This is a genomic window from Streptomyces sp., from assembly GCF_031178505.1.
GTDB classification, from domain to species: domain Bacteria; phylum Actinomycetota; class Actinomycetes; order Streptomycetales; family Streptomycetaceae; genus Streptomyces; species Streptomyces gulbargensis.
The window spans coordinates 1-11,643 of the sequence record NZ_JAPSIW010000143.1 but is presented as its reverse complement, the minus strand read 5'-3'; the positions used below and the strand labels follow the sequence as shown (position 1 = coordinate 11,643).

Here is an 11,643-nt window from a genome sequence, read left to right as displayed (position 1 = left end):
GGCCGTTCAGTGGCCGGCGCGGGCGGCCCGGCGGGCCGTTGCGTCCAGGAGGGCCAGGGCGTCGGAGGCGGTCCGGCCGGGGGCGCGGTTCCAGGGGCCGATCAGTCCGTTCCAGCCCCGGGCGCGCAGCTCGGTGACGATCCAGGCGGCGGCGTGGTTCATGGTGTCGGCGCTGCCGTAGCCCAGGCGGTGGGCGGCGAGCAGGGCGCCGCAGACGCAGCGGGCACCCCGGGCGTCGCGGAGCCTGTACGGAGCGTTCTGCCAGCCCCATTCCTCCAGGACCTGACGGGCGTAGCCGAGGTGCACCGAGGGGCGCAGATCGGCCTGACCGATCCGGCGCCACACGTGCAGGCGGTCCGGGAGCGCGGCTCCGATCCGGCCGGGGAGCCGGCGCTCGGCGGGCAGGGCGGGTGGCAGCGCGTCGAGCGCCTCGGCGACGAGCCGGTCCACGGGGACGGACAGGAGGGCGCGCCAGTCCCCCGGCTCCTCCCCCCGGCCCGCGTCCTCGCCGGGGCGAGCGGGTGCGGGGGTGTGCCAGTTCTCGACGATCCGCCGCCAGGTCGCGCTCTCGTACAGCGCGGCGGCCTCGCGGTCCAGGGCGTCGGGGCCGAGGAGGGAAGGGGCGGAGGACATGGGCGGCTCCCGGGGACGGAGGACCTCATCCTTCATCACAAATGTCGACTTCGCGACATTTGTGCCATTCGTGGGCGTGGCGCCCATCCACCCCTTTCGCGCCGTCCGGAGTGGGGGCATTCCACCCTCTTCCTTTTCGATCGGAATTACAGCGCATATTCGGACATTGCGTTCCGGGTGACGCGTTTCACTTCCCGGCCCGCCCGATCGGGCGTCGGGGGCCGCCGACCCCTGCGCCACAAGGCCGTTCGGCCGACCGCCGGGAAAGGGGATCTTGAATGCGTGAATTCCGGGAAGTTCTTTTCCGCGCATACGGGACGCGACACCTTGTTCCCGGCCCCCTTTCTGGCCTACGGTCACCCCCATTCAGGCGGACCGCCGAATCCTGCCACCGCCTGAAAACCTCCCTTTTCACCCGCCGGCAGGAGCGGGGGACCCACGAACACGCCGGTCCGGATCTGCCGGAGCGGCTCGGGGTGAAGCCGCGTGCGCGCGGCCGGACACCTCCCGTCCGAACCCGACAGCTCACCCCGCAGGCGCCGGAGAGGAACCCGTCATGCCTGCACACGGTAAGCACCGCCGCCCTCGGCGCCGCACCGTCCCCCGTGGTCTCGCCCTCGCCGGTTCGGGCGGCGCGGCACTGGCCCTGCCGCTGGTCGTGCCCGCCTCGGCCGGCGCCCAGCCGGTCTCCGGGGCCCCGGAGACCGCCGCCCACGCGCTCCCGGCCGCGCCTTCCGCCCGGCCGGCCGCGGCCGCCCCCGCCACGCTTCCCGCCGCTCCCGCCGCGACCCGCACCTATACCGTCGTGAAGGGCGACTCCCTTTCCGGCATCGCGCGGGAGAAGGGAATTCAAGGCGGTTGGAAGGCCCTTTACCGGGTCAACCGGACCGTAGTGGGTGACAATCCGTCACTCATTCACCCCGGACTTGAACTGACGATTCGTCGGGATTCCGCGAAGGCTCCCGCGGCGAAGTCCCCGGCCGGTGCCACCGAGCGGGCGAGCCGCGGTGAGCGGCGCTCGGCTCCCGGCACCTCCGGTGCCGCCGCGACTCCGGCCGCCGCTCCCGCCGCGGCCCCTGCCGCCCAGGCCGCCCCGACGGGCTACGCCGACAACCTGGACGGCTGGATCCGCGAGTCGCTCGACGTCATGGCCCGGTACGGCATCCCCGGTTCGTACGACGGCATCCTGCGCAATGTGATGCGCGAGTCCTCCGGCAATCCGCGGGCCATCAACCTGTGGGACTCCAACGCCGCGGCCGGCACCCCGTCGAAGGGCCTGCTCCAGGTCATCGAGCCGACCTTCATGGCCTACCACGTGCCGGGCACGTCCATGGACCTCTTCGACCCGGTCGCGAACATCACGGCCGCCTGCAACTACGCGGCGGACCGCTACGGCTCGATCGACAACGTCAACGGCCCGTACTGACCGAAGGGCCTGTCCGCCGTCCGAAGTGCCCGGTGAACCAGGAGGTGGCGAGCTCCGCCACCTCCTCCAGGGCACCCGGCTCCTCGAAGAGGTGGGTGGCGCCGGGCACGACCTCCAGCCGGTTCTCGCAGCGCAGCATCGTCCGCACCGTGCGGTTGAGGTCCAGGACGAGCGTGTCGCGTCCGCCCACCACCAGCAGGGTGGGGACGTCGACCCGGGCCAGCCGTTCGTGGGCCAGGTCGGGCCGGCCCCCGCGCGAGACGATCGCCACGGGCCGGGCCCCGGCCCCGACGCCCGGCTCGGCCGCCGCCCACAGGGCGGCGGCCGCTCCCGTGCTCGCGCCGAACCAGCCGAGCGGCAGCCCCAGGGCCGCCGGCTCCGCCGCGAGCCACTCCGTGGCCCTGGACAGGCGTCCGGCGAGCATCGGGGTATCGAAGACGAGCCGCCGGTCGGCCGCCTCCTCCTCCGTGAGCAGATCGAAGAGGAGCGTGCCGAGCCCCGCCCGGTTCAGGGCCCCGGCCACCGCCCGGTTGCGGGAGCTGTGCCGGCCGCTGCCGCTGCCGTGGGCGAACACGACGATGCCGCGCGCGTCCTCCGGGACGGCCAGCCGCCCGGCGAGGGTGCCCCCGCCCTCCGGCAGCGGGATCCTGACGTCCGACTCCTGGACGACGGGCCCGTGCACCGCCCGGTTGCGCGCGAGCCGGGCGACGACCTCCTCGTCGGAGGTCGGGGAGAAGTCCTCGTAGAACTGGCCGACCGCGGTGAACCCGTCGGGCGTGTGGACGCAGACGGTCTCGTCCGCCTCCCCGCCGAGGCGGGTGGTCCAGCCGCGCGGGGCGACCGGGACGGCGAACACGATCCGCGCCGCGCCCCGGGCTCGGACGACCCGGCAGGCCGCGAGCGCGGTGGCCCCGGTCGCGAGCCCGTCGTCGACCACGAGAACCGTCCTGCCGTCGAGCGGCACGGGCCGGTGCCCGCCCCGGTAGCGGCGCGCGCGCCGCTCCAGCTCGGCGCGCTCGCGCTCCTCCACCACCGCGAGGTCGCTCGGGCCCACCCTGGCGTCACGGAGCACCTGGTCGTTCAGGACCCTGACGCCGCCCTCACCGAGGGCGCCCATCGCGACCTCGGGCCGGTGCGGCAAGCCCAGCTTCCGTACCACGCAGAGGTCGAGCGGTGCGCCGAGGGCGTCGGCGACCTCGGCGGCCACCGGCACCCCGCCCCGGGGCAGGCCGAGGACGGTGACGTCGGGGGCCGCGAGGTGGCCGAGGCGGGCGGCGAGCCGCCGGCCCGCGTCGGTCCGGTCCGTGAAGTACATGCTCGGCCGCCTTCCGCCTTCCGCCGTCCGCGTGCGCCACGGCTGCGGGCGGGGCCGGGTCGGCGTCCCCCGCCCGTACTCCAGCGTAGGCACGTCCCCACCGGCTCCCGCATCCCCAGGGGCGGCGGGAGGCCGGTCAGGCGGCGAGGAAGGCCTCGATGGCCTCGGCGAGGGCTTCCGGAGTCTCCTCGGGCGCGTAGTGACCCGCGTCCTCGAGGACGTGGAGGCGGGCGTTGGGGTACCAGCGCAGCCAGGTGGCCTCCATCGCCTCCGCGCCGAGGGCGGGGTCGTGAGCGCCCACGACGAGCAGGACGGGCACCGGGTTGTCACGGACGCGCTCGTGGAAGTCGGCGCGGGCCCAGGAGTCCAGATAGGCACGGAAGGCGGTGGCCGAGGAGCGGTTCAGGGACCGTTCGACGCGCGTGCCCAGCCAGGCGTCGTCGTACCGTCCGCCGGTGGTGCGGTCGATGATGGCGCGACGGTTCGCGGGCTCGGCGGCGGCTCCGGCGAAGAGTTCCCAGGTCTCGGCGTCCAGCGGGAAGCCCGCGGCGGAGACCGGCGAGATGCCCACGAGGGACCGGACGCGGCCGGGTGCGTCGAGGAGCATCACCTGGGCGGCCTTCGCGCCCATGGAGTGGCCGATGACGGTGAAGGAGTCCCAGCCCAGGTCGTCGGCGACGGCGAGGGCGTCGGCGGCGACCTCCTCCATCGTGTAGTCGCCGGGGGTGTCGCGGGCCTCGCCGTAGCCACGGCAGTCGAGGAAGGCGTACTGTCCGGCGCCCCCGTCGAGGTGGTCGCGGAGCGGGGCGAAGCTGGTGCGGTCGCCGAACCAGTTGTGGAGCACGAGGGCGCGCCCCGGACCCTCGCCGTGCACCTCGTACGGAAGAACCCTGCCGGTCATCGCGCCCCCTGGAGGCCTGGGAAGGGGCCCGCGTCCTCTCGGCGGCACCCGACGACCGAGTGTGGCGCCCCGGTCGCGCACAGTCAAAGGGGTGGCCCGGGACGTTCGCGCGGCGTGTCACCCGGTCGGTCGCGTGGCGCTGGTCGCCCCGGCCGGGCGCGGCGAGGCTGGGGGTGGCCTGTCGGTCAGGCCGGAGGAGTCAGGGCGTCAGCCCGGAGGAGGACACGTGCAGCAGGACAAGCAGCCCGAGTACCGGCCGGTGGTCTTCCGGGACCGCTCGGCGGGGTACGCGTTTCTGACGCGGTCGACGGCCACCAGCGACACCACCATCGAGTGGGACGACGGGAACACGTATCCGGTGATCGACGTGGAGATCTCGTCGGAGAGCCACCCGTTCTACACGGGCAAGGCGCGGACCGTCGACACGGAGGGCCGGATCGCGAAGTTCGAGCGCCGGTACGGCGAGCAGGGCTGAGCCGCCGCGACGAGCCGGGCGCCGGGTCCCGGCCGGGGCGGGTGCGCGTCGCGGACGGCGCGCCCGGCCCCGGCCGGCGGGGAGAGGGCTCAGCCCTCGACGACGCCGGACGCGGCGACCTTGACGCTGGCGCTGGTGCGGCCGGACTGGGAGCCGAGGGACTCGATCTTCTTGACCAGGTCCTGGCCCTCGACGACCTCGCCGAAGACGACGTGCTTGCCGTCGAGCCAGCTGGTGACGACCGTGGTGACGAAGAACTGCGAACCGTTGGTGTTGCGGCCCGCGTTCGCCATCGACAGCAGGTACGGGCGGTCGTGCTTCAGCGTGAAGTTCTCGTCGGCGAACTTCTCGCCGTAGATGCTCTTGCCGCCGGTGCCGTTGCCGTTGGTGAAGTCACCGCCCTGCAGCATGAACTGCGGGATGACGCGGTGGAACGGGGAGCCCGCGTAGCCGAAGCCGTGCTCGCCGGTGGCGAGCTCACGGAAGTTGCGCGCCGTCTTCGGGACGACGTCGTCGAACAGCTTGAAGACGATCCGGCCGGCCGGCTCGTCGTTGATGGTGATGTCGAAGAACACGTTGTTGTTGCTCATGGGGACATCCTGTCATTACCCCCGCGCCGCACGCGCACGGGCTGCCTCCCGCCGTGTCAGGTCGCGGGTGCCCCGCCGCCCGGGGAGGGGCGGGGCACCCGCGACCGGATCCGGCCCGTCGGATCAGAGCAGCCCGCCGCCCCGCTGCTGGTCCAGGGCGCCCTCGGCGGCCTGGCCGGCCTCGTGGACGACGGTGTCGACGGCCTGGTCCTCCTGGAGCAGTCCGGTGACGCCCCCGAGGGGTGCTTCGGCGGCGTCGGCCTGCGGCGGCGGGGTGACGAGGGCGGTGACGACGCCTGCGGCGAGGGAGGCGATGGCGAGCATGCTGCGCTTCTTCATGCCCTGGTCAACTGCTGAGCGGCCGGGGAGTTACGGTTCGCCGGCCACGGATCCAGCTGAGGAGCAGCAGCGAGGCGAGGGCGGCCAGGGCGCACCAGGTGGAGACGAACGCCGTGCGCCACAGCAGCGCGCAGAGCGCGGCGCCCGCGCCGGTGGCGAGGCCGAGGAGGCGCAGCCGACGGTCGCGGGCGAGGAGCAGGGCGCCGACGGTCGCGAAGAGGTAGCCGGCGAGGACCACGGGGGCGTTCGGCAGGCCGACCGCGTATCCGACGGTGCGACCCTGGATCTCGGCGGTGACGGGGGCGGTGGCGAGCCGGTGGGCGAGGAACGCGGCGGTCCCGAGTCCGGCGGCGAGCGGCGCGTACAGGCGTGGCCGGTCGGCGGGGCGGGCGGCCGCGAGGACACCGAGCGGGAGCCAGAGCGGCAGCAGGGGCAGGGCGATCACCGCCCAGAGCAGGGTGGCCGGGCCGGCTCCCCCGCCGCCGCGCCACACGGCGGCCTCCACGACCTGGTGGGCGCCGAGGAGCAGGGGCAGGGCCGCGAGCGGTGCGTCGCCCGGGCGGCGCACCGAGGCCAGGGCCACCACCCCCGCCGTTCCGATCCCGAGGCCGGCCCAGAGGTCCGCCGCCGCACTCCAGCACATGTCCGATGTGTACCGCGTCCGCCCCGGCGGCGCGCCCGCGACACCGGGGCGGCGATGTCCCAATCCCGGAGGGCCGCCGATCAGGCGCCGGCGGGGCCGGACTCCACGTACACGGTCGTCCCGGTCCTGCGGGCGCGGTCGATCGCGGCGAGGCGGCGGAACGCGCCGGGGTCCATCTCGCGTGCCCACTCCTCCAGGGTCCGCACCCGGTACTCGCTGTGCTCGCCGGGGTCGAGGACGACCCCGGCGATCTGATCGTCGGTCAGTTCGCCGCCGTCGAAGACGAATCCGATGTGGTTCGCCGGCCAGGCGGCGCCGCGGTCGGTGGTGAAGTCGGCGCCGAGGAGGCGAGGCGGACCGGTGAAGACGATCCCGGTCTCCTCCCGGCACTCGCGCAGCGCGGTCTGCCAGGGGGTCTCCCCCGGGTCCATGTTGCCTCCGGGCCACTGCCAGCGGCCGGACTCGGCTCCGTAGCCGGCGCGCAGCTGGAAGGGGCGCCCCGCCGTGTCCGTGAAGTACAGGCAGGCGTAGGCCGTCGCTCTCGGCAGGGTCTCGACGTACTCGGCGGGCGGCAGCCAGGTGTGCGTCATGGGCGGCTCTCTCTCGACGGGCCGATGGGGCTCCTCCATCCAAGCGGTCGGGGGCGGGCCGTCCGGCCGCTCCGGAGTGGATCACCGGATCGTGTGAGTCCGCCGGGGCGGTACGGGGCGGGGCCGGTCAGTCCGCGGAGACGAGCCCGGTCTCGTAGGCGAGGATGACGAGGTGCACGCGGTCGCGGGCGCCGAGCTTGGACAGGAGCCGGGTGAGGTAGGTCTTGGCCGTGGCGACGCTGAGGTGGAGCTCCTGGGCGATCTCGGTGTTGGACAGGCCGCGGCCGACGAGGGTGAGGACCTCGCGTTCGCGGTCGGTGACGCCGGCGGGCCCCCGGCGGGGCGCGGTGGCGGGCCGGCGGGGGCGGCCGGCGAAGTCCTCGATGAGGCGGCGGGTGACCCCGGGGGCGAGGAGCGCGTCGCCCGAGGCGACGATCCGGACGGCGGCGAGGATGTCGTCGAGGGCCATGTCCTTGACGAGGAAGCCGGAGGCTCCGGCGTGCAGCGCCCCGTAGAGGTGCTCGTCGTCGTCGAAGGTGGTCAGGACGACGACCCGGGCGCCGCTCGGGCCCGCGGTGACGCGGCGGGTGGCCTCGATGCCGTCGGTGCCGGGCATGCGGAGGTCCATGAGCACGATGTCGGCGCCGGTCTCCTCGGTGAGCCGGACGGCTTCGGCCCCGTCGGCGGCCTCCCCGACCACGAGGAGGTCGGAGGTGTCGGCGATGACCATGCGGAGCGCGGTGCGGACGAGGGGCTGGTCGTCGGCGAGGACGACGCGGATCGGGGACGTGTCCCCGGTGCCGGACGTGGGGGTGGCGGGTGGTGCGGGGGTGGCGGGGCTCATGGTGTGGTGGCTCCGGGGCGCGGGGTGGCGGGCGGGGGTGAAGGTGAGGTGGAGGGTGAGGGCACCGGCAGTCGGGCCGTGACGCGGAATCCACCGGTGGGGCGGGGGCCCGCCTCGAACCGTCCGTGCAGCAGGCCGACGCGCTCGCGCATGCCGATCAGGCCGTGGCCGGAGCCTCCGCCGGTGCGGGCGCGCTCGTGGCCTGGGCGCGGCCCGGGGTCCTCGACGGTGACGGTGAGGGACGCGGGGTCCCGGTGGTCGACGGTGACCGTGCAGGAGTCCGCGCCCGAGTGGCGTACGACGTTGGTGACGGCCTCCTGGACGAGGCGGAAGGCCGAGAGGTCGAGGTCGGGGGGCAGGGGGCGAGAGGCGCCGGTGCGGCGGACGGCGACGTGGACGCCCGCGGCGGCGGTGAGCGCGGTGAGCCGGTCGAGCGCCGCCAGCCCGGGCATGTCGGGCAGCCCCGGGTGTCCCGCGCCGTGCGGCTCGCCGGACGCGGGAGGTTCCGGTCCGGTGTCCGGGGTGCGCAGGGCGCCGACCATCCGGCGCAGACCCGCCAGGGTGTCCCGGCTCGCGGTCTCGATCTCGGCGAGGGCCTGGCGGGCCGCGTCGGGTTGCGTCGTGATGACCCGGCGGGCGGCGCCGGCCTGGAGGGCGACGATGCCGATGCTGTGGGCGACCGTGTCGTGCATCTCGCGGGCGACGCGGAGGCGCTCGGCGGCGACGGCCCGTTCGGCGGCGCGTTCGGCAGCCTGGACGCGGGTCTCCTCCGCGTGCGTACGGCTCTGCCGCTCGAAGCGGCCGAGCAGCCAGGCGACGGCGGCGGTGAGCCCCACGGCCAGCGCGCCGGTGGTGCCCACGCTCCAGCCGGAGAGGAGCCGGACGGCGAGGTACGCCACGAGGACACCGAGGGCCAGCAGCAGGGCCCGGTTCGCCTCGCGGGCCGGCCGGGAGGCGGCGACGACGTACAGCGCCACGTCGACGGCCAGGTACTGGGCGAGGGGGATGGCGGTGACGGACAGGGGCGTGGTGCCCACGACGGCGGCGGCGAGGAGGTGGCGGAGTGCGGCGGCCGGACGGCGGGCCAGCAGCGCGCCGCCCCGGACGGCGAGGGCGGTGGCGAGGGCCAGCAGGGTGAGGCCGTCCCAGCGGAGGAACGCCACACCGGCCAGGATGTCCGCCCGCTCCTGGCCGGGCAGACGTACGCGGAGGAGGAAGGTGAAGGCCAGCCCGGCGAGCCAGGCCGTCACCGCCCACCCGGCCGGGGTGATCCTCCTGAGGTACGGGGCCGACGGGGTGACAGACATGCCGCGATCGTAGGGGCCCCGGGGCCCGCGGTCGTCGGACCGGGGATGTACGACCGGGGGTGACACGGCGGCTGACGGATTGTCCGCGCCGGTCCGATGTCCCGCCGGGCCGCGGGCGGCACCGTGGTGGTCATGATCGATGTCAGGGAACTCACCAAGCGGTACGGCGGCAGAACCGCCGTCCGGACGCTCACCTTCACGGTCCGGCCGGGCCGGGTCACCGGCTTCCTGGGGCCCAACGGGGCGGGCAAGAGCACGACGCTGCGCATGATCCTCGGGCTGCACGCCCCGACGAGCGGCTCCGTCACGGTCGGCGGGCGGCCCTTCGCGGAGCGCTCTCGGGGGCTGCGGCACGTCGGGGCGCTCCTGGACGCCGGGGACGCGCACGGCGGTCTGACCGCGCGGGCGCATCTCGCGGTGCTCGCCCGGGGCAACAGGCTGCCGCTCGCCCGGGTCGACGCCGTCCTGGAGGAGGTGGGCCTGGCGGACGCGGCACGGCGCCGGATCGGCGGCTTCTCGCTGGGCATGCGGCAACGGCTCGGGATCGCGGGGGCACTTCTCGGTGATCCGCCGGTGCTGCTGTTCGACGAACCGCTCAACGGTCTCGACCCGGAGGGCGTGCGGTGGGTGCGGGGGCTGTTCCGGCGGCTGGCGGACGAGGGCCGTACGGTCTTCGTCTCCAGCCATCTGATGACGGAGATGGAGCACACGGCGGACGAGCTGGTGGTGATCGGGCGGGGGCGGCTGATCGCGGCGGAGAGCCTGGCCGCGTTCGCCGGACGGGCGGGCGGCCCGGACGTGCTGGTCGGGACGTCCGATCCGGCGGCCCTTGCCGGTCCTCTGCTCGCCGCGGGGGCCGTCGTCGTGGAGGAGGCCGGACGGCTGACGGTCTCCGGACTGCCGGCCGCGCGTATCGGGGAACTGGCGCTGCGTCACCGGGTGCCGCTGCACGAGCTGACGACGCGGACCGCGTCCCTGGAGGAGGCGTTCATGGAACTCACCGCCGGCAGTGTCGAGTACCCGGCGGGAGACCCCCGATGACCGGGGCCGTCCTGCCCGCGCGGGAGCCGCGGGCCCGGTTCCGTGACCTGCTCGCCGCCGAGTGGCTGAGGCTGTGGTCCCTGCGGTCCACGTTCTGGGCGCTGCCGGCCGCGATGGTGGCCGTGGTGGCGTTCAACGTGGGGACGGCCTGGGACCACTACCGGTACTGGCACGCGTACGGCCCGGCCGGCCGGGCGGATTTCGTGGCCCACGGCATGGCGCTGCGCGACGCGTTCACGGGGAACGCCGCCACCGTGCTGGTGCTGTGCGCGGCGGCCATGGGGGCGGTGGCGGTGACCGGCGAGTACGCCGCCGGGTCGATCCGCACGACCTTCGCCGCGGTGCCGGCGCGGGGGGCGGTGATGTCCGCGAAGGTCCTGGTCGTGGCGGCCGTGCAGACCCTGTTCGGGGCGGCGGTCGCGGGGCTGTCGTTCTGGCTGACGCAGGCGGTGCTGGCGGTACGGGGCGCGGGGGTGCCGCTCGCGCATCCCGGGGCGCTGCGGGTCGTCGTGGCGTCGGCGCTGCTGGCACCGGTCTGCGCGGTGACCGGGATGGCGCTCGCGGCCGTGGTGCGGCGCGGGTCGCTGTCGGTGGTCGCGGCGGTGGTGCTGCTGCTGTTCCTGCCCATGGCGCTGGGCGAGCGGCGGCGTCTCACGGCGGTGCTCGCGCACACGACCCCGCTGCGGGCCTGGGAGCGGCTGGTCGCGGCGGGCCCCGCGGAGGCGGTCCCCTACCCGTGGAGCACGGGCGGGGCGTGGCTGGTGTACGGGATGTGGCCGGCGGCCGCGGCGGTCGTGACGGCGCTGGTGGTGCGGCGCCGGGACCAGTGAGCGGGGTGTGTCCGGGCCCCCTGGCCGCCCGCGCTGCCGGACCGGACGCGTCGGTGCGTCAGTTCCCGGGCGGCGGTCCTGGGCGGTCGAGGCGGCGGCGGACGCGGTGCTCGTGGACGAGGCGGCCGGCGAGGGCGCCCCCGTAGACGACGAAGCCGACGCCGACGAGCCAGGACTGGAGGACGAGCACGGTGCCGAACTGGCCGAACGTCACGGCGTTGGAGGCGATGAGCGGGGAGAACACCAGCTGGGAGAAGACGCGCAGGCCGAGCAGTCCGCAGGCGGTGAGGGCGGCGCCGGGGGCGAGGGCCCGCCAGCGGATGCGGCCGCAGAGGAGGAAGCGCTGGGACCACCAGAAGAACGCGAAGGTGCCGGTGAGGTCGCCGAGGGCGACGAGGGCGGTGACGGCGGCGGGGGCGTTCGAGGGTGCGGGGAAGGCGACGAAGAGGAGCAGCGCGGCGACGAGGACGGCGAGCCAGACGACGTGACGCCACATGGTGTGCCAGCGGGCCGTGGGGAGGTCCCAGACCCGTTCGTACCCGGTCTGGACGGCGGAGCCGAAGGTGATGCCGAAGGCGGCGAGCGCGGCGAGACCGAAGGCGGTGGTGCGCTGGAGGGCCTGGCCCGGCCGTCCGAAAAGGCCCTCGACCTCCTCCTGGGACACCTGGGAGACGCCCAGTCCCTGGACGAGCCAGCGGGCGAAGCCCTG

General features: G+C 75.1%; 14 protein-coding genes and 1 riboswitch. Of the genes, 4 read left to right on the top strand and 10 right to left on the bottom strand.

The window, feature by feature from the left end:
* Positions 1 to 6: 6 nt before the first annotated feature.
* Entirely contained in the window at positions 7 to 633 is a 627-nt protein-coding gene (locus RIF68_RS12920) for a hypothetical protein (RefSeq protein WP_309051352.1), read from the bottom strand.
* 366 nt (positions 634 to 999) lie between these two features.
* Positions 1,000 to 1,185: riboswitch (cyclic di-AMP (ydaO/yuaA leader) on the top strand.
* A 4-nt stretch (positions 1,186 to 1,189) separates the two neighbouring features.
* On the opposite strand from RIF68_RS12920, the gene RIF68_RS12915 reads away from it, so the two are divergent.
* Positions 1,190 to 2,059: a LysM peptidoglycan-binding domain-containing protein gene (locus RIF68_RS12915; RefSeq protein WP_309051351.1), complete on the top strand. Its 870-nt coding sequence runs from the start codon at positions 1,190 to 1,192 to the stop codon at positions 2,057 to 2,059.
* Here RIF68_RS12915 and RIF68_RS12910 read toward each other — a convergent pair.
* Positions 2,043 to 3,374: an alpha/beta family hydrolase gene (locus tag RIF68_RS12910; RefSeq protein ID WP_309051350.1), complete on the bottom strand. Its 1,332-nt coding sequence runs from the start codon at positions 3,372 to 3,374 to the stop codon at positions 2,043 to 2,045. The two genes, RIF68_RS12915 and RIF68_RS12910, sit on opposite strands and share 17 nt — an antisense overlap.
* A 136-nt stretch (positions 3,375 to 3,510) precedes the next feature.
* Complete coding sequence (locus tag RIF68_RS12905) at positions 3,511 to 4,275, bottom strand: alpha/beta hydrolase (protein ID WP_309051349.1); 765 nt, start codon at positions 4,273 to 4,275, stop codon at positions 3,511 to 3,513.
* Between the two features lie 226 nt (positions 4,276 to 4,501).
* On the opposite strand from RIF68_RS12905, the gene RIF68_RS12900 reads away from it, so the two are divergent.
* Positions 4,502 to 4,750, top strand: a complete 249-nt coding sequence (locus RIF68_RS12900; RefSeq protein ID WP_309051348.1) for a type B 50S ribosomal protein L31 — start codon at positions 4,502 to 4,504, stop codon at positions 4,748 to 4,750.
* Between the two features lie 89 nt (positions 4,751 to 4,839).
* Here the strand turns inward: RIF68_RS12900 and RIF68_RS12895 are convergent, their stop codons facing one another.
* The 6 genes from RIF68_RS12895 to RIF68_RS12870 all read right to left on the bottom strand — a co-directional run bounded on the left by RIF68_RS12895 (position 4,840) and on the right by RIF68_RS12870 (position 9,063).
* Positions 4,840 to 5,340: a peptidylprolyl isomerase gene (locus RIF68_RS12895; protein WP_309051347.1), complete on the bottom strand. Its 501-nt coding sequence runs from the start codon at positions 5,338 to 5,340 to the stop codon at positions 4,840 to 4,842.
* Positions 5,341 to 5,463: 123 nt separating this feature from the next.
* Positions 5,464 to 5,679 carry a hypothetical protein gene (locus tag RIF68_RS12890; RefSeq protein ID WP_309051346.1) on the bottom strand — a complete coding sequence of 72 codons (216 nt, stop codon included), beginning with the start codon at positions 5,677 to 5,679 and terminating at the stop codon, positions 5,464 to 5,466.
* 7 nt (positions 5,680 to 5,686) lie between these two features.
* Positions 5,687 to 6,322: a DUF6629 family protein gene (locus RIF68_RS12885; RefSeq protein ID WP_309051345.1), complete on the bottom strand. Its 636-nt coding sequence runs from the start codon at positions 6,320 to 6,322 to the stop codon at positions 5,687 to 5,689.
* Between the two features lie 80 nt (positions 6,323 to 6,402).
* Entirely contained in the window at positions 6,403 to 6,912 is a 510-nt protein-coding gene (locus RIF68_RS12880; protein WP_309051344.1) for an NUDIX domain-containing protein, read from the bottom strand.
* Positions 6,913 to 7,039: 127 nt separating this feature from the next.
* Positions 7,040 to 7,756, bottom strand: coding sequence for a response regulator transcription factor (locus RIF68_RS12875; protein WP_309051343.1), 717 nt, complete (start codon positions 7,754 to 7,756; stop codon positions 7,040 to 7,042).
* On the bottom strand, positions 7,753 to 9,063 hold the full coding sequence (locus tag RIF68_RS12870) for a histidine kinase (protein ID WP_309051342.1): 1,311 nt from the start codon (positions 9,061 to 9,063) through the stop codon (positions 7,753 to 7,755). The genes RIF68_RS12875 and RIF68_RS12870 overlap by 4 nt, the downstream gene beginning before the upstream one ends.
* A 132-nt stretch (positions 9,064 to 9,195) precedes the next feature.
* Between RIF68_RS12870 and RIF68_RS12865 the strand changes: the two genes are divergently transcribed.
* Together RIF68_RS12865 and RIF68_RS12860 are read left to right on the top strand one after the other, a co-directional pair.
* Positions 9,196 to 10,104, top strand: a complete 909-nt coding sequence (locus tag RIF68_RS12865) for an ATP-binding cassette domain-containing protein (RefSeq protein ID WP_309051341.1) — start codon at positions 9,196 to 9,198, stop codon at positions 10,102 to 10,104.
* Positions 10,101 to 10,934, top strand: coding sequence for an ABC transporter permease subunit (locus RIF68_RS12860; protein WP_309051340.1), 834 nt, complete (start codon positions 10,101 to 10,103; stop codon positions 10,932 to 10,934). Before RIF68_RS12865 ends, RIF68_RS12860 begins: the two co-directional genes overlap by 4 nt.
* A 58-nt stretch (positions 10,935 to 10,992) precedes the next feature.
* Here RIF68_RS12860 and RIF68_RS12855 read toward each other — a convergent pair.
* Positions 10,993 to 11,643, bottom strand: a 651-nt coding sequence (locus tag RIF68_RS12855) for a YhjD/YihY/BrkB family envelope integrity protein (protein ID WP_309051339.1), incomplete at its 5' end; no start/stop codon positions are given.